This is a genomic window from Achromobacter sp. GQ309 (assembly GCF_059759315.1).
In genome coordinates this window covers 539,837-556,157 of the sequence record NZ_JCAXDP010000004.1, presented here as the reverse complement: position 1 = coordinate 556,157, position 16,321 = coordinate 539,837, and the positions used below count along the sequence as shown (strand labels likewise).

General features: G+C 64.4%; 14 protein-coding genes. 4 read left to right on the top strand and 10 right to left on the bottom strand.

Going from position 1 to position 16,321, the window contains the following annotated elements; translation table 11 throughout:
* Positions 1-190 precede the first annotated feature (190 nt).
* From AC6CIE_RS15745 to AC6CIE_RS15730, 4 genes are all read left to right on the top strand, one after another.
* Positions 191-3,121, top strand: a complete 2,931-nt coding sequence (locus AC6CIE_RS15745) for a ribonucleoside-diphosphate reductase subunit alpha (RefSeq protein ID WP_175139128.1) — start codon at positions 191-193, stop codon at positions 3,119-3,121.
* 20 nt (positions 3,122-3,141) lie between these two features.
* Positions 3,142-4,341: a ribonucleotide-diphosphate reductase subunit beta gene (locus AC6CIE_RS15740; protein WP_056564436.1), complete on the top strand. Its 1,200-nt coding sequence runs from the start codon at positions 3,142-3,144 to the stop codon at positions 4,339-4,341.
* A 350-nt stretch (positions 4,342-4,691) separates the two neighbouring features.
* Positions 4,692-5,408: a histone H1-like DNA-binding protein gene (locus AC6CIE_RS15735; RefSeq protein ID WP_175139129.1), complete on the top strand. Its 717-nt coding sequence runs from the start codon at positions 4,692-4,694 to the stop codon at positions 5,406-5,408.
* A 190-nt stretch (positions 5,409-5,598) separates the two neighbouring features.
* Positions 5,599-6,159 carry a YggT family protein gene (locus AC6CIE_RS15730; protein ID WP_056566878.1) on the top strand — a complete coding sequence of 187 codons (561 nt, stop codon included), beginning with the start codon at positions 5,599-5,601 and terminating at the stop codon, positions 6,157-6,159.
* Between the two features lie 76 nt (positions 6,160-6,235).
* Here the strand turns inward: AC6CIE_RS15730 and AC6CIE_RS15725 are convergent, their stop codons facing one another.
* The 10 genes from AC6CIE_RS15725 to accC all read right to left on the bottom strand — a co-directional run bounded on the left by AC6CIE_RS15725 (position 6,236) and on the right by accC (position 16,312).
* Complete coding sequence (locus AC6CIE_RS15725; protein WP_498092781.1) at positions 6,236-7,684, bottom strand: D-alanine--poly(phosphoribitol) ligase; 1,449 nt, start codon at positions 7,682-7,684, stop codon at positions 6,236-6,238.
* 16 nt (positions 7,685-7,700) lie between these two features.
* A complete protein-coding gene (locus AC6CIE_RS15720) occupies positions 7,701-8,828 on the bottom strand; it encodes an MBOAT family O-acyltransferase (RefSeq protein ID WP_175126234.1) in 1,128 nt (375 codons plus the stop codon).
* 7 nt (positions 8,829-8,835) lie between these two features.
* Complete coding sequence (locus AC6CIE_RS15715) at positions 8,836-9,009, bottom strand: hypothetical protein (RefSeq protein WP_175126235.1); 174 nt, start codon at positions 9,007-9,009, stop codon at positions 8,836-8,838.
* Positions 9,006-10,193: a D-alanyl-lipoteichoic acid biosynthesis protein DltD gene (locus AC6CIE_RS15710; protein ID WP_175126236.1), complete on the bottom strand. Its 1,188-nt coding sequence runs from the start codon at positions 10,191-10,193 to the stop codon at positions 9,006-9,008. The genes AC6CIE_RS15715 and AC6CIE_RS15710 overlap by 4 nt, the downstream gene beginning before the upstream one ends.
* Positions 10,171-10,410 carry an acyl carrier protein gene (locus tag AC6CIE_RS15705; protein WP_008159625.1) on the bottom strand — a complete coding sequence of 80 codons (240 nt, stop codon included), beginning with the start codon at positions 10,408-10,410 and terminating at the stop codon, positions 10,171-10,173. The genes AC6CIE_RS15710 and AC6CIE_RS15705 overlap by 23 nt, the downstream gene beginning before the upstream one ends.
* A 328-nt stretch (positions 10,411-10,738) precedes the next feature.
* Positions 10,739-11,242 (bottom strand): outer membrane lipoprotein, encoded by a 504-nt coding sequence (locus tag AC6CIE_RS15700; RefSeq protein WP_175126237.1) that lies wholly within the window; start codon positions 11,240-11,242, stop codon positions 10,739-10,741.
* Between the two features lie 205 nt (positions 11,243-11,447).
* The gene (locus AC6CIE_RS15695) at positions 11,448-12,389 is read right to left on the bottom strand and encodes a carbohydrate kinase family protein (protein ID WP_498092778.1); all 942 of its coding nucleotides are present in this window, start codon (positions 12,387-12,389) and stop codon (positions 11,448-11,450) included.
* Between the two features lie 12 nt (positions 12,390-12,401).
* Positions 12,402-13,901, bottom strand: a complete 1,500-nt coding sequence (locus AC6CIE_RS15690) for a DUF3426 domain-containing protein (protein WP_498092776.1) — start codon at positions 13,899-13,901, stop codon at positions 12,402-12,404.
* A gap of 24 nt (positions 13,902-13,925) precedes the next feature.
* On the bottom strand, positions 13,926-14,855 hold the full coding sequence (prmA, locus tag AC6CIE_RS15685; RefSeq protein WP_498092774.1) for a 50S ribosomal protein L11 methyltransferase: 930 nt from the start codon (positions 14,853-14,855) through the stop codon (positions 13,926-13,928).
* Between the two features lie 110 nt (positions 14,856-14,965).
* Entirely contained in the window at positions 14,966-16,312 is a 1,347-nt protein-coding gene (gene accC, locus AC6CIE_RS15680) for an acetyl-CoA carboxylase biotin carboxylase subunit (RefSeq protein ID WP_175139132.1), read from the bottom strand.
* Positions 16,313-16,321: the final 9 nt, after the last annotated feature.

The window sequence follows — 16,321 nt, the reverse complement described above, 5'->3', positions numbered from 1 at the left end:
GATCACTAGAATTAGTGGCCAACGAGGGGTGCTACACTACATCTTGTGGTCGCCCAAGCGCGGATTCCCGCCGGCCACGCCTTACGGACTAGCCTGTCCGGACGTTGCGACCCCCATCACAAGATCCAATTTTGACCCGACATGACGCCGTCATGCCGTTATCTACGCGCTTTTACGCACAGGAGCTTCCATGCAGACTACGATCGCCTCTGTGACCCGGCCTTCGGCCGTGCCGCCCTCCCAAACCGACTCCCCCGCCGACGCCAATAGCGGCAAATGGGCCAGCTACAACATCATCCGCCGCAATGGCTCGGTGGTTGGCTTTGAGCCCAGCAAGATTGCCATCGCCATGACCAAGGCCTTCCTGGCCGTCAATGGCGGCCAAGGCGCCGCATCCGCCCGTGTGCGCGAACTCGTCGAAACGCTGACCGGCCAAGCCGTCAACGCGCTGGTTCGCAACCGCCCCAACGGCGGCACCTTCCATATTGAAGACATCCAGGACCAGGTCGAACTGGCGCTGATGCGCTCTGGCGAGCATGACGTCGCGCGCGCCTATGTCCTGTACCGCGAAAAGCGCACGCAGGAACGCGCCGCTGCTGCTGCCGCCGAAGGCCAGCAGAAGGCCGCCGCCGCGCCGCAGGAACACGTGCTGAACGTCACCGACGGCGGCGTGCGCCGTCCGCTGGACGTCGCCGAACTGCGCGCGACCATCGTCGCCGCCGGCGAAGGCCTGTCTGAATTCATCGACGCCGAAGCCATCCTGAAGGAAACGGTCAAGAACCTGTACGACGGCATCCCCGTCGACGAAGTCTTCAAGTCCGCCATCCTGTCCGCGCGCGCGCTGGTCGAAAAGGATCCGGCCTACAGCCAGGTCACCGCCCGTCTGCTGCTGCACACGATCCGCAAGGAAGTGCTGGGCGAGGAAGTCTCGCAAGACGGCATGGGCGCGCGTTACGCCGAATACTTCCCCACGTTCATTGCCCGCGGCATCGAAGGCGGCCTGTTGTCGCCCGAACTGGCCAACTATGACCTGACCAAGCTGGGCAAGGCGCTGAACGCCAAGCGCGACCTGCAGTTCGGCTACCTCGGCCTGCAGACCCTGTACGACCGCTACTTCCTGCACATCCGCGGCACCCGCATCGAACTGCCGCAGGTGTTCTTCATGCGCGTGGCCATGGGCCTGGCGCTGCGCGAAACCGACCGCGAAACGCGCGCCATCGAGTTCTACGAGATCCTGTCCTCGTTCGACTTCATGAGCTCCACGCCCACGCTGTTCAACTCGGGCACGCTGCACTCGCAGCTGTCGTCGTGCTACCTGACCACCGTCTCGGACGACCTGGAAGGCATCTACGACGCCATCAAGGAAAACGCGCTGCTGGCCAAGTACGCCGGCGGCCTGGGCAACGACTGGACCCCGGTCCGCGCGCTGCGCAGCCACATCAAGGGCACCAACGGCGAAAGCCAGGGCGTCGTGCCGTTCCTGAAGGTCGTCAACGACACGGCCGTCGCCGTGAACCAGGGTGGCAAGCGTAAGGGTGCGGTCTGCACGTACCTCGAGTCGTGGCACCTGGACATCGAAGAATTCCTGGAACTGCGCAAGAACACCGGCGACGAACGCCGCCGCACGCACGACATGAACACGGCGAACTGGATTCCCGACCTGTTCATGAAGCGCGTCATGGAAGGCGGTGAGTGGACGCTGTTCTCGCCGTCCGACTGCCCCGACCTGCACGACAAGTATGGCCGCGCGTTCGAAGAAGCCTACGTGGGCTACGAAGCCCGCGTCGCCAGCGGCGAACTGAAGCTGTTCAAGAAGATGCCGGCGCTGACGCTGTGGCGCAAGATGCTGTCGATGCTGTTCGAAACCGGCCACCCGTGGATCACGTTCAAGGATCCGTGCAACATCCGTTCGCCGCAGCAGCACGTGGGCGTCGTCCACAGCTCGAACCTGTGCACCGAGATCACGCTGAACACCAACGAATCCGAAATCGCGGTTTGCAATCTGGGTTCCGTGAACCTGGTCGCACACATGAAGCCGGCTGCCGGCGGCGGTTTCGAACTGGACCACGACAAGATCAAGCGCACGGTCAGCATCGCGATGCGCATGCTCGACAACGTGATCGACATCAACTACTACGCCGTCGACAAGGCCCGCAATTCCAACGCGCGCCATCGTCCGGTGGGCATGGGCATCATGGGCTTCCAGGATTGCCTGCAGATGATGCGCGTGCCGTACGCATCGCAAGCCGCTGTTGAATTCGCGGACCGTTCGATGGAAGCGGTGTGCTATCACGCGTACTTCGCGTCGAGCCTGCTCGCTGAAGAACGCGGCCGCTATCAATCGTATGAAGGCTCGCTGTGGTCGCGCGGCATCTTGCCGCAAGACACGTTGAAGATGCTGCGTGATGAACGTGGTGGTCACGTTGAGGTTGATGAATCGAGCACGCTCGATTGGGATACGTTGCGCACGCGCATCAAAGAACACGGCATGCGCAACTCCAATTGCATCGCAATCGCCCCAACCGCCACTATTTCCAATATCATTGGCGTATCTGCGTGCATCGAACCCACTTTCCAGAACTTGTACGTCAAATCGAATCTCTCCGGCGAGTTCACGGTCGTTAACGATTACCTCGTGCGTGACCTGAAGAAACTCGGTCTCTGGGACGAAGTCATGGTCGCCGACCTCAAGTACTTCGACGGCAGCCTGTCCCGCATCGATCGCGTTCCGTCCGAACTCCGCGAACTCTACGCCACCGCGTTCGAAGTCGAACCGAGCTGGCTGGTTGAATGCGCGTCGCGCCGTCAGAAGTGGATCGATCAAGCCCAGTCGCTGAACATCTACATGGCTGGCGCATCGGGCAAGAAACTGGACGACACCTACAAGCTGGCATGGACGCGTGGCCTGAAGACCACGTACTACCTGCGCACCCTTGGCGCCACCAGCGCCGAGAAGTCCACCGGACGCGGCGGCGAACTGAACGCCGTCAGCGCAGGCAATCCGTCCACTGCTTCCGCCGTTGCCGCAGCACCTGTTTTGCCGGAACCCGAAGTTCTCGGGGCGGTTTGCACCATGCGGCCGGGCGACCCCGGCTTCGAAGAGTGCGAAGCCTGCCAATAACCGCCTCCGGAGAATGAATCATGATTAATTGGGACGACGACACCACCGCCACGCAACCTGCACAACCTGCCGCGCCCGCGGCGGGCGGTCAGGCTGCCCCGGAAGTCCGGGCGGCGACGGGTGTTTTCGGCGACACCGCCATGCCCACGCCGGCCGCGCCTGAACACGCTGCCGGCCTGGCCGCCAGCGGCTCGGCCACCTCGCAGCGCGTGAAGGTTGCCGACAAGCGCATCATCAATGGCCAGACCGACGTCAACCAGCTTGTGCCTTTCAAGTACAAGTGGGCGTGGGAAAAGTACCTGGCCACTTGCGCCAACCATTGGATGCCGCAAGAGATCAACATGTCGCGCGACATCGCCCTCTGGAAGAACCCGAACGGGCTCACCGAGGACGAGCGCCGCATCGTCAAGCGCAACCTCGGCTTCTTCGTGACCGCCGACTCGCTGGCCGCCAACAACATCGTGCTGGGCACCTACCGCCACATCACGGCTCCCGAATGCCGCCAGTTCCTGCTGCGCCAGGCCTTCGAAGAAGCCATCCACACGCACGCCTATCAATACATCGTCGAAAGCCTGGATCTGGACGAAGCCGAGATCTTCAACGCTTATAACGAAGTGCCGTCCATCCGGGCAAAAGACGAGTTCCTGATCCCGTTCATCGACGCGATCGCTGATCCCAACTTCAAGACGGGCACGCCCGAAGCCGACCAGACGCTGCTGAAGTCGCTGATCGTTTTCGCTTGCCTCATGGAAGGCCTGTTCTTCTACGTTGGCTTCACGCAGATCCTGGCGCTTGGCCGCCAGAACAAGATGACCGGCGCTGCCGAGCAGTACATGTACATCCTTCGCGATGAATCCATGCACTGCAACTTCGGCATCGATCTGATCAACACCGTCAAACTGGAAAATCCGCATCTCTGGACGCCGGAATTCCGCGAAGAAATTCGAGAACTCTTCCGCAAAGCGGTCGAACTCGAATACGCTTACGCCGAAGACACGATGCCGCGCGGCGTGTTGGGCTTGAACGCACCCATGTTCAAATCCTACCTGCGCTTCATCGCCAACCGTCGTTGCCAGCAGATCGGTATCGAACCTCTGTACCCCCAGGAAGAAAATCCCTTCCCGTGGATGGCGGAAATGATCGACCTTAAAAAGGAACGCAACTTTTTTGAAACTCGCGTGATCGAATACCAAACCGGTGGCACGCTGAGCTGGGAGTAACGCAGTACGCCATCGAGCCCGGCGCGGGCACGCCCTCTTCTCGTTGATGGGCGTCGCGTTCGCGACAGGCTTGATGGCAATCTCCTTGGTCAGGGTGTCTTCGAACACGTAGAACAAGCGGTCGGCGGCCTGTGGACAGGCTGCCTGCCGGCGCCATTTGAAATGGCTCGCGCCAAAGGAGCGGGGGCCATATCAAATGGCTGTGCCGAATTCATTAGCGCAAACCGTAGTAGCTGTTGCTCGCACAGAACAGCGGCATGCGCCGATGAATAGCCCGGGCACGGTCCGCCGATTGGCGGGTCGGGGCACGGGTTTAAGTTCTGGGACCCCTGAACCTAAGGAGCATGACCATGGCAACAGCCAAGAAAGCCGTCAAGAAAGCAGCGGTGAAAAAACCCGCCGCCAAGAAGGCAGCAGCAAAGAAGGCCGCTCCGGCCAAGAAAGCTGCCGTCAAGAAAGTCGCAGTGAAGAAAGTCGCAGCCGCCAAGAAGCCGGCCGTGAAGAAGGTTGCCGCCAAGAAGGCGCCGGCCGCCAAGAAGGCCGTTGCCAAGAAGGCAGTCGCCAAGAAGGCCGTAGCAAAGAAGGCTCCGGCCGCCAAGAAGGCCGTTGCCAAGAAGGCAGTTGCCAAGAAAGCCGTCGCAAAGAAGGCCGTAGCCAAGAAGGCTGTCGCCAAGAAGGCGGTTGCCAAGAAAGCTGTAGCCAAGAAGGCCCCGGCCGCCAAGAAAGCGGTTGCCAAGAAGGCTGTCGCCAAGAAGGCCCCGGCCGCCAAGAAAGCCGTAGCCAAGAAGGCTGCTGCCAAGAAGGCCCCGGCCGCCAAGAAAGCGGTTGCCAAGAAGGCCGTAGCCAAGAAGGCCCCGGCTGCCAAGAAGGCTCCCGCTGCCAAGAAGGCTCCCGCTTCCAAGCCGGCTGTCGCCGCAAAGAAGCCCGCCGCCGCCAAGAAGCCCGCTGCGAAGAAAGCCGCTCCGAAGAAGCCCGCAACGCCGCCCACCACGGCTGCTGCCCCGGGCGCGAAGACCGCGCTGAACCCCGCCGCGTCGTGGCCGTTCCCGACGGGTGGCCGTCCCTAATCCGGACGCGCCGAAGCGTTAGCTTCATCAGAGCCGCCTGGTATTTACCGGGCGGCTTTTTTGTCGTCCCCGCGTCAATGCCATGCAAATGGCTGCCCCTTTGCACTAGACCTGAAGCACTAGGACCGTACGCAATTTTTACGTCTGGCCGTGCGACAATTGACTCCTCTTTTTTGGGGTGATCGCGTCCATGCTCGGTGAAATCTTCCGCTTCCTTCTCGAAATCGTGTTCACGCTGTTTGGCGCGGCACTGATTGCACGCGCCTGGATGCACGCGATACGGCTGCATCCCTTCAACCCGCTGGCGCGCGCGATCTACGGCGCCACCAACTGGCTCGTGATGCCGCTGCGCAAGATCATTCCCGCCGGCAACAAGATCGACTGGACCAGCCTCGTGTGCGCATGGCTGTCGGCGCTTGTCTATCTGGTGCTGCTGTGGCTGGTGGCCATCGGCGCGCTGATTCCCGCCGCACTGCTGCCCGCCGCCATGGGCTCGGCGCTCATCATGACCGCGAAGTGGGCGCTGAATCTGGTGGTCTGGTTGACGCTGATCCAGGCCGTGCTGTCGTGGGTCAACCCGATGGCGCCCATGATGCCGCTGCTGCAGTCGCTGACCGCGCCGTTGCTCGATCCCATCCGCCGCATCCTGCCGCGCACCTCGATCGACTTCTCGCCGCTGATCCTGCTGGTGGCCGCGCAGATCCTCTTGATGGTGCTGGCTCGCCTGAGCTACGGCATGATGGGCGTGTAATCGCCCGCCGCACCATTGCTTTGCACAGCGCCCCCATCAGCGGGGCGCTGGTCCATCCGGCCGGCGGCGTCTTGCGCTAGACCGGAATGGCGCTGTAGATCTCGATCAGCTTCTTGCGATCGATCTTGTGGTTGTTCGACATGGGCAGCGCCGGGCAGGCAACCAGCTCTGACGGCACCATGTACGGCGGCAGGCGCTCGGCCAGCCGCTCCTTCCAGCCGGACAAGGTCTCCGGCGCAAGCAGCGACGCCTCCTGCCCCGCACCGTCCAGCCCAGTCACGAAGCCGATCAACCGCACCGCGGTGCCGTCGGGACGGCGCAGCACCGCGCAGGCGCTTCCTTCCACCCCCGGCAGGCCGTGCAAAGCCTCGTCGATCTCGGCCAGCTCGATACGGTAGCCGTTCAGCTTGATCTGATCGTCCATCCGGCCGCGGCAAAACAGCAGCCCGCCCTCTTCCATCAGACCCAGGTCGCCCGTGCGGAACGCGCGGCGCCCATCGTCATAGGTGTAGAGTTTGGCCGCGTTCAGGTCGGCGCGGTTCAGGTAGCCGCGCATGACGTGGTCTCCCACGATGCAGATCTCGCCCTCGTCCACGAGCAGTACGCTGTCGGGCTTGGCGTGTCCGATCGGCAGCGGATCGTGCGCCGCCAGCACCGCATCGGTAACTTCGATCCAGGTGGTGGCGACCGTGGCTTCGGTCGGGCCGTAGGTGTTCAGGATGGATGCGTCGGGAAAACGCTGGCGCAGCTTCTTGGCCAGCGCCGCCGGCAGCGGCTCGCCGCAGAAGAGGAACGTGCGCAGCGTCGGCAGCGTGGCGGGCGAGAAGTCGCGGTTGGCTAATTGCTGGTGGGCGAACGACGGCGTGGACACCCACACCGTGATGCCGTGGCCGGCCAGCCGTTCCATCCACGGGCCGGGCGCGGCGATCTGTTCGCGCGCGTTGAGCACGCAACTGCCGCCGGACGCCAGCGTGGCGAAGACCTCGTACATCGACAGGTCGAAACTGAACGGCGCCTGGTTCATGAAGACGGGCGCCTCGCCCAGGCCAAAGCTGCCGAGCATCCAGTCGCCGAGCAGGCCGACGCTTTCGCGGCCGATCTGCACGCCCTTCGGATCGCCCGTGCTGCCCGACGTGAACATCACGTAGGCCAGACCACGCTCTTGCAGCACTTCGCCCTCGCCCGCCGTGAAGGTGCCGGCTGCGGCATCGAAGACGGCGGCGGCGCGCACGATCTCGACGATGCGGCGCAGACGCTCAGCAGGGTAGATGGTGTCCACCGGAACGAACGGCGCGCCGATGAGCAGCGCACCGACCATCGCGACGAAGAACGCGGCTTCCTTGTGACCGTAGATGGCCACCGGCACGTCGGGCGCCACGCCGTGCTGGCGGGCGGCGTCGGCCCAGGCCTCGGCCTCGGTGCGCAACTGCGCCCAGGTCAGGCTGCGGTCGGCGGCGGCGACGGCCAGCGCGTCGGGCGCGCGGCCGTCGTCGGCGAACTGGAAGGACTTCAAGTCGAAACGCATGCCGAAGCTCCGGGCGTCAGATGGGACTGCGGCCGCTGAACACGTACAGCGCCAGCGCGGCCAGAATCAGGGTGAGCACGCGCCCCAGAAAGCGCATGACGGGCTTGGCCAGCAGCGCCTGCAGACCGGGCCGCGTGCGCGCGGCGTTGATCAGCAGGTTGTGGCCCACTGAATACGCGCCAAACATCAGGCCGCTGACGATGTAGTGCAGCGACAGTCCGTTCCACACGCCCATCGCCAGCAGCGTCGCGAAGATGCCGATGTTCTGCGCCGCAAGCCGGTGGCGGCCGAAGAAGCTGGTCTTGCTCAATGCCTTGTAGATCGGCATGAACACGACATCGCGCAGCCATTCGGACAGGCTGATATGCCAGCGCCGCCAGAAATCCTGCGGGTTCAACGTGGCCAGCGGATTGCGGAAGTTGATCGGCAGCGTGAAACCGAACAGCATGCCGATCCCGATCGCCATGGTCGAGTAGCCGGCAAAATCGAAGAACAGGTAGGCGCTGTAGAGCGAGGCATTCAGCGCCACACCCGTGAACGAATAGTCGTGCGCGTCCAGCGTGGCCAGCCCGTAACGCCAGATGAGCTCGGCAAGGCCGAATTTCTGGATCACGCCCACCATGATGAGTTCCAGTCCGGTCAGCCAGGTGTTCAGGTTGACGCCTTCGTAGCCGCGCTTCAGATCGGCCTGGAAGGCGCGCCAGCGGTACATGGGACCGGCCAGCAGCGTCAGCGGGAAGAACAGGTAGATGAAGTAATCCAGCGGCGAGACGCGCTCGTTGCGCGGCGCGAACAGCAGCACGTCGATGGCTCGGAAGGTGGCGAAGGACAACCCGAGCATGGCGCCCAGGTGCGATACGCCGGTTTTGACCAGCAGCAACGGCGTCATCGTGATGATCACCGCCAGCCAGGTCGGGATGTAGTTGCGGCGCATGGCCCACAGCGCGGCGCCGGAGATGGCGAAGAGCGCGATGGGCTGGTACGGCCGCGCCCAGAACACCGCCATCCAGACGCCCAGGCAGATGACGCCGATGATGTGGCGATAGCCGATGCGCAGCGGCATGCCGGACGATCGGTAGGCGACCAGGCCGAGGCCGCCGAACAGGGCGCCGCCGAAGAAGCTCAAGCTTGCGAAGAGTTCCATGGTGCGCTCAGAACTGCTGGTATTGGAATTCGACCTTGATCGGTCCGCCGCTGCCCGTCGTGGGCTGCGCCTGCAGCACGAACACGAGGATCACGCCCACGTACAGGCACAGGTGCCAGAAGAAGCGGCGCGCCCAGGCCACGCCCGCATTACGGGCTTCGTCTTTACGAAAGAGTTTCATCGGGAAAAATACTCCGCAATGCCTTGATCGGCCATGGCCCAGCCAAGTTCGGCCAGGTGCATGTCATCGCGCAGCATGCCCGGCTCGAAAGGAATGCTGTAAAGATCCAGGCACCCCATTTGGTACCGCGTGCACATGCCGGTGATGGCGGCCACCACGGGGTCGAACCGTTCGACGTCCAGGATGAGCTTGGGGTTGAACGGCTGGATGACGAAGTACGCCTTGACCTTGCGCTTTTGCAGCAGCGCCATCACACGTGAGAGGTCGCCCAGCTCGGTACGGGTGATGGGATCGACGTCCGCGAATTCATTGCGCGCGGGCGAGTACAGCGGCGCGAGGTACTGCTGGTAGTAGTCGTCGCGCACATCGTAGGGGTTGTTGCCGCCCAGGTTGTGTTCGACGACGCGCGCTTCGTGCGTGATCCGCGACCACTGCCCGGCATTCAGGCGGGCGGACATCGGCCAGGACACGTAGCGGTGCGCGGGCACGGACAACTTGGTGCGCGGCTTGTCAGGGGCCGGCTCCTGGCGGGCATGCCACCACAGCGCCAGCTTGTCTTTCAGCTCGGACACCTGACCATTGGCGATGAGCCACAGCAACCCCCAGTTCGCGTTGTCGCTGATCCAGTTCTGCATCTGCTCGCGCGTACTGGGCTGGTCCCACAACCGGTCCCAGACCGGTCCCGTGACGTGCTCGGCAAACGCGCTGCGCGGCAGCTGCCCGCCCGACGCGAACCAGGCCGGCGACAGCATGATGACCAGGCGCGTGTTGGGCGTGAGCGAGTCAGATACCGATTCCAGCACGCTGACGATGCCATACGACTGGAACATCGCGTGGCCGTACGCGAGCGTCGGCACCTTCAGCTCTTCGGGAAAGAAGCGGTAGGGAACGAAGCGCAGGTCGTGGCTGGACAGCTCGGAAGAGCCCAGCACCACCAGCGTGCCGTCGCTGAGCGCGTTGCCCAGACGGTTCAGGTTGACGTGCTGGGTGCCCCAGTCCGGCCCGAGGTTGGGCAGGTAGTTGCTCTTGTCGGCTGCGATGGCCGAAGGCGATGACGACGGATTGACGACGCGGCTGAGCAGATCGTCCGCCCCGCAATACGCCCCTACCGCCAACGCCACCGCCGTCGCTGCCGCCGCGACGTGCGACAGGAACCGGGTATTACGAAGTATGGGCAGCGACATAGCCGGCAAGCACGCGGACCGACTGAAGGTGCTCTGCAATTTCGGGAGCCGGGATACTGCATCCGTACTCGGACTCGACCGCCAGCGTGATGTCCACGGCGGCGAGCGAATCGACCAGGCCGGTGGCAATCAGTTGCGTGTCGGGGGTGACTTTCTTCATGACGATCGACTCGACGATCTCGCCGATCTTGGTGTGGAGTTCTTGCTCGGTATGCATAGGTATTGCAGCGTAACGTTGCCTGTTCGGCAAACCATCCCCCGCCCCGGGATTCAGGCGACGAGGATACAGAAAACAGCTGAAACCAAACTGAAAAATTCCAGCCAGCAAGCGGGGCTTCCGGAAGCACGTGGTTACATTAAATCCGGACTGCCGCGCCGTCGCAATCATTGCACTTCGGCCGTCGAATCGCCATGAAACTTATGGAGGAAATGGCGAGAAAACGCTTGGAAAGGTAACGTTCGCGGGTAAATCCCGGGGGGCTGCGTTGCGAGCGAGCGACAAAAAAGCCCGCTTGCGCGGGCTTTTTGATTGCGGGCTGGGCCGATTACATCGGCGTGACGCGGGTCGGACCGGCGCCGCTGATCACCTGGACGCGCTGGCCCACGCTGATGGGCACGTCGGCTTCCTGGGCGACCACGCGGGTCTCGCCGTTATCCAGGCGCACCGTGATCTCCAGGCCGGAGTTCTTCTGTGCGCGGTTTTCGACGGCGTTGCCCGCCAGCGCGCCAAGGATGACGCCGCCGACCGTGGCGATAGTGCGGCCCGTGCCGCCACCGATCGCGTTGCCGGCCACGCCACCCAATGCACCGCCGGCCACCATGCCGACGCCGCTGGACTTGTCGTTCTGGATGACGATCGGACGCACGCCGGTGACCGTTCCGTTACGGACGATCTGTTCGCGCTGCGCTTGATCGTAGCTGTACACGCCGCTGGAGGCGCTGGGGTTTGCGCAACCGCCAAGCACTGCCATCGACGTCACCACAGCCGCGACAGCCAGCCAACGGCCGGTACGCGGCGTCACCAGGGAAAAAGACTTTATATGATTCATTTGGACTCCTCATTCGGGCACGACCGACGGTGACTGATGATACTCCGCCCGCAACGCCCGGCAAGCGCACCCGCAACAGACTGAAACGCTCCGCCAGAAGCTGCAAACTCAGGCGCGAAACAACGGGCTACAGCCCGTTGCCATTGAATATGCGCTGACGTTCGACCTGTGTGCGAGGTGTCGGTTCCCGGGGAGTCCTGGCCGATCAGGCAGGCAGATGGATGCCGTAGGTGGCGTGCAGCACGGCGTCGATCTCGGCACGCGTCGGCACATGGTTCTGCGGGCCGCGCGAAGCGATCTTGAGGGCGCCCATGACATTGCCCAGGCGGCAGCTGTCTTCCCAGCTCCAGCCGCTGGTCAGGCCGTACAGCAGACCACCGCGCTGCGCGTCGCCGCAGCCGGTGGGATCCACCACCTGCGAGGCGCGCACGGGTTCGATCTGGATGGTCTTGCCTTCGGTGTGCAGGGTGGCGCCTTCGGCGCCACGCGTCACGACCACCGCCTGCAGCGTGCGCGCAATGTCCGCGACGCTGCGGCCGGTACGCTGCTCGACCACGCCGGCTTCGTAGTCGTTGACCGTGAGGGCCTGCGCCAGCTTGAGCATGCGCTCGAGGTCGGCGCCGTCAAACAGCGGCATGGCCTGGCCCAGGTCGAAGATGAAGGGGATGCCGCGCTTGTGCAGGCGCTCGGCGTGGGCAAACATGCCTTCCTTCGCGTCCGGCGCAACGATCGCCCAGGCGGCGTCGGCGTCGCTCAGGTCGTTTTGCGCGGCAAACGACATGGCGCCCGGGTGGAAGGCAGTGATCTGGTTGTCGTCCAGGTCGGTCGTGATGAAGCACTGTGCGGTGAACGTGTCGGGAATGACCTTGACGCGGCTGACGTCGATGCCCAGGCCCGACAGCCGCTGCATATATTCGCCGGCGTCTTCACCGATGGTGGCCACCGGCACCGGCGCGCCGCCCAGCAGGTTCATGTTGTAGGCGATGTTGCCCGAGCAGCCGCCAAATTCCTTGCGCATGCTGGGCACCAGGAACGACACGCTCAGCGACTGGATGCGGTCGGCAAGAATGTGTTCCTTGAAGCGGCCTTCAAACACCGCAATGGTGTCGAACGCCATCGAACCGCAGACCAGAACAGGGGTTGCCATGCTTGTCATCCTTTACGGGAAAAACTTGTCGAGTTGGTAGCCATTGACCTGAACGCCGGTCACTTCAATGGGGACTGAAATCTTCAATGCACCCTGGGGACCGAACGGTCCCTTCAACTGCTCGGGCGTGAGGTAATTCTCGGGCATCAGCACCTTGCGCACGACCACCGTATCCGACAGGTCGTTCAGTTCAAGCACCAGCGCCGGCCAATGCTGCGGCTTGTCGTAGCGGTTGTGCAGCATCACGGTCAGCACCAGGCGGGTGCGCCCGTCATCGATGGCGGCAGCGCCCTTGGGCGGCTGCAACGACGACGATGAAATGCTGATGAGATCGCGGCGGCGCGCGTAGCCGACCGTGCAGTCCAGCGGCTTGCAGGCGGCCTCCAGGACCGGTCGCAGCGCCGGCACGGAATTGGCGATATCGGTGCGGTATGCGTAGAGCAGTTGCAGGGCAAGCACGATCAGGCCGATGAGGCACGCGTAGGCCCACAGCTTGCGCACCAGGCCGCTGCGCTCGATACGGTCCTGGTCCAGGAACTCGGGCGGCGCACGGCCCACGTCGGTGGCGCTGGAATAACGCGTGCGCGTGTCGCCCAGCACCGGTTCGTGGGCGGCGTGATCGAGGTCGTCTTCGTCCTCGTATTCGTCGTCGCGCTCGATGTCGCGGACATCGTCGCGATGCTGGTCGCGAAAGTCGTCGGCGATGTCGTGGCGAGGATCTTGGCGGGGGCCTTGGCGCGGGTCGTGGCGAACATCATGGCGCGGATCACTGCGCACGTCGCTGCGCGGCTGCCCGGCGCGCCAGTCCAGCGTTGGCTCGCCGGACCGGCTGGCGACGATGGGTTCGTTGCGAAACACGGGGGGCCGCGGCGCGGGCGCGGTGCGGGGCGGCTCCGGCTCGCGCAGGAATGGTTCGCCGTCATCGTCGAGATACTCGTCGTCGGCGTGGTCATCCGGCATGGCCGCTTCCGGCTCGGCGCGCTTGCGGATGTCGTCGCGGCCGCGCAGCACGGCGGGCGGAATCGAAGGCGCGGGCGGCGCCTCGGGCTCGTCTTCCCAGGGCAGAATCACACGCGGCTCAGCCGGCACGGCGGGCGTTGCGCGGGGCGGCACGATGGCGGGCGGCGGCACATGCGGCGGCACATGGGGCGGAACCGCCGCCGGACGCACCGGGGTGAAGGCGGGTGCAGGCGCCGGGGTGAAGGCCGGTGCAGGCGCCGGGGCCGGTGTCGATACCGGCGTAAAGGCCGGTTCCGGAAACGGTGCGGCGGGCGGATGCGGCTCGGGCGCGGCCAGCACGGGCGCGGCCACGGCGGCGGCGGACGATGGCAGCGGCGCCGCGGCCGGCGGGGTAATCGCGACAGGCGCACCCGGCGCGGACACCAGGCACGCACGGCCATCGAAAACGGTCGAGCAGGCGCCGCAACGCACCAGGCCATTGCGGACCCGAAGCTGATCAGGCACCACCTTGAACGAGGTGCCGCACTGCGGGCAGCGGGTGGTCAGAGCCATGAGGCGTGCTCCTGCTGCCGGGACTCAGGACTTCTTGCCGTGCAGGCAGACCCAGCCGTCGCGCGCACGCCAGACCGACATGGCCAGCCAGGGCGCATAGACGGCCGCGACCTCCTCGGCCTGCCGTTCCAGCACGCCCGACAACACCAGGTGGCCACCCGCGGCAACGCGTCCGGCCAGCATGGGGGCCAGCACCTTCAAGGGGTTGGACAGAATGTTGGCGACCACGACTTCGAACGTGCCGTCCGCCAGTCCGTCGGGCAGCATGGCCTGCAGCTCGACCTTGTTGACCTCGGCGTTGAACACCGTGCTCTGCACCGCCTGCGCGTCGATATCGACCGCCTGCGTGGGGCCGGCGCCCAGCTTGCGCGCCGCGATGGCCAGGATGCCGGATCCGCAGCCGTAGTCCAGCAGGGTCGCGCCGGCGGGAAGCTCGGCTTCGAGCCACGCCAGGCACAGGTGTGTCGTCGGGTGGCTGCCGGTGCCGAACGCCAGGCCCGGGTCCAGTTCGATATGAATGGCGCCGTCCTGGTCGGGCAAGGCCGTGTCCAGGCCGGGCACATCGGGATTGTCGCGGTGCCAGCTGGGCACGATCCAGAGACGTTCGGCGATGTGGATCGGGCCGAACTGCGATTGCGTCAGGCGCACCCAGTCGGCGTCCGGCACGTCGCGCAGGCTCCAGCCGTCGAACACCGAGGCATCGAGCTCCCCGGTTTGGGCGGCTTCTTCCATGATCTGCGCGGGATCGGCGCCGTCGGGCAGCAAGGCGACGACGAGATTGCGGTCCCATGCCTGGACGTCGGGCTCGGTGCCCGGCTCGCCGAACAACGGCCGTTCGACTTCGGTGCCGAAGTCGGCGTCTTCGACGGAGACCGACAGCACGCCGGCTTCGAGCAAGGCGTCCGACAGGGCTTCGGCCTGCGTCTCCGAGCAATGGAGCACGAGTTCACGCATGATTTTTCTCTTCCATCTGGTCAACGGGCCGCGGCATCCGCCGCGGCCCGATCAACCTTAAAACATCAACAAGGTAAAACGCAAAAGGGGCCGTGAGGCCCCAGAGTCGGTCAGGGACGCTGCGCCAACTTGTGTTCCAGATAGTGGATGCTGGTGCCGCCTTCGATGAAGCGGGCGTCCTGCAGCATTTCGCGGTGCAGCGGGATGTTGGTGGAAATGCCTTCCACCACCATTTCCGACAGCGCGATGCGCATGCGCGCCAGCGCCTGGTCACGCGTGTCGCCGTACGTGATGACCTTGGCGATCATCGAATCGTAGTTGGGCGGCACGAAGTAGCCATTGAACGCGTGCGAGTCGATACGCACGCCAGGACCGCCAGGCGTATGCCAGTTCGTGATACGGCCCGGGCTGGGCACGAAACGGAACGGATCTTCGGCGTTGATGCGGCATTCGATCGCATGGCCGCTGAACGTGATGTCACGCTGACGCAGCGTGAACTTCTCGCCGGCGGCGATCAGGATCTGCTGCTGCACCAGATCGACGCCGGTGATCAGCTCGGTGACCGGGTGTTCGACCTGGATGCGGGTGTTCATTTCGATGAAATAGAACTCGCCGTTTTCGTACAGGAACTCGAACGTGCCGGCGCCGCGATAGCCCATCTTGCGGCAGGCGTCGGCACAGCGGTCGCCAATGCGCTCGATCAGGCGGCGGGCGATGCCGGGCGCCGGCGCTTCCTCGATGACCTTCTGGTGGCGGCGCTGCATGGAGCAGTCGCGCTCGCCCAGCCAGACCGCGTTGCGGCCGCCGTCGGCCAGCACCTGGATTTCGATATGGCGCGGGTTCTCGAGGAACTTCTCCATATAGACTTCCGGGTTGTTGAACGCGGCGCCTGCTTCGGAACGCGTCATCGTGACGGCATTGAGCAGCGCGGCCTCGGTGTACACCACGCGCATGCCGCGGCCACCGCCGCCGCCTGCTGCCTTGATGATGACCGGATAGCCGACTTCGCGCGCCGTGCGCAGGATTTCCTGCGGATCGTCGGGCAACGCGCCTTCCGAGCCCGGCACCACCGGCACGCCGGCTTCGATCATGGCGCGCTTGGCGCTGACCTTGTCGCCCATCAGGCGGATCGTGTCCGGGCGGGGGCCGATGAACACGAAACCGCTCTTCTCGACGCGATCGGCGAAGTCGGCATTTTCGGACAAGAACCCGTAACCCGGGTGGATTGCCTCGGAATCCGTGACTTCGGCGGCCGAGATGATGGCCGGCATGTTCAGGTAGCTTTCACGCGACGGCGCGGGCCCGATGCACACGGATTCATCGGCAAGGCGCACGTACTTGGCTTCGCGGTCGGCCTCGGAGTGCACGACGACGGTCTTGATGCCCAGCTCGCGGCAGGCGCGCTGAATGCGCAGGGCGATTTCGCCCCGATTGGCGATCAGGATTTTTTCGAACATGTTCAGCTA

What these genes read in the sequence shown, in the direction of transcription:
- prmA (WP_498092774.1), bottom strand. Translation starts at nt 14,855, where the DNA reads ATGCGTGAACTCGTGCTCCATTGCTCGGAGACGCAGGCCGAAGCCCTG.
- AC6CIE_RS15735 (WP_175139129.1), top strand. Translation starts at nt 4,692, where the DNA reads ATGGCAACAGCCAAGAAAGCCGTCAAGAAAGCAGCGGTGAAAAAACCC.
- AC6CIE_RS15715 (WP_175126235.1), bottom strand. Translation starts at nt 9,009, where the DNA reads ATGAAACTCTTTCGTAAAGACGAAGCCCGTAATGCGGGCGTGGCCTGG.
- AC6CIE_RS15720 (WP_175126234.1), bottom strand. Translation starts at nt 8,828, where the DNA reads ATGGAACTCTTCGCAAGCTTGAGCTTCTTCGGCGGCGCCCTGTTCGGC.
- AC6CIE_RS15730 (WP_056566878.1), top strand. Translation starts at nt 5,599, where the DNA reads ATGCTCGGTGAAATCTTCCGCTTCCTTCTCGAAATCGTGTTCACGCTG.
- AC6CIE_RS15725 (WP_498092781.1), bottom strand. Translation starts at nt 7,684, where the DNA reads ATGCGTTTCGACTTGAAGTCCTTCCAGTTCGCCGACGACGGCCGCGCG.
- AC6CIE_RS15705 (WP_008159625.1), bottom strand. Translation starts at nt 10,410, where the DNA reads ATGCATACCGAGCAAGAACTCCACACCAAGATCGGCGAGATCGTCGAG.
- AC6CIE_RS15690 (WP_498092776.1), bottom strand. Translation starts at nt 13,901, where the DNA reads ATGGCTCTGACCACCCGCTGCCCGCAGTGCGGCACCTCGTTCAAGGTG.
- AC6CIE_RS15745 (WP_175139128.1), top strand. Translation starts at nt 191, where the DNA reads ATGCAGACTACGATCGCCTCTGTGACCCGGCCTTCGGCCGTGCCGCCC.
- accC (WP_175139132.1), bottom strand. Translation starts at nt 16,312, where the DNA reads ATGTTCGAAAAAATCCTGATCGCCAATCGGGGCGAAATCGCCCTGCGC.
- AC6CIE_RS15700 (WP_175126237.1), bottom strand. Translation starts at nt 11,242, where the DNA reads ATGAATCATATAAAGTCTTTTTCCCTGGTGACGCCGCGTACCGGCCGT.
- AC6CIE_RS15710 (WP_175126236.1), bottom strand. Translation starts at nt 10,193, where the DNA reads ATGTCGCTGCCCATACTTCGTAATACCCGGTTCCTGTCGCACGTCGCG.
- AC6CIE_RS15695 (WP_498092778.1), bottom strand. Translation starts at nt 12,389, where the DNA reads ATGGCAACCCCTGTTCTGGTCTGCGGTTCGATGGCGTTCGACACCATT.
- AC6CIE_RS15740 (WP_056564436.1), top strand. Translation starts at nt 3,142, where the DNA reads ATGATTAATTGGGACGACGACACCACCGCCACGCAACCTGCACAACCT.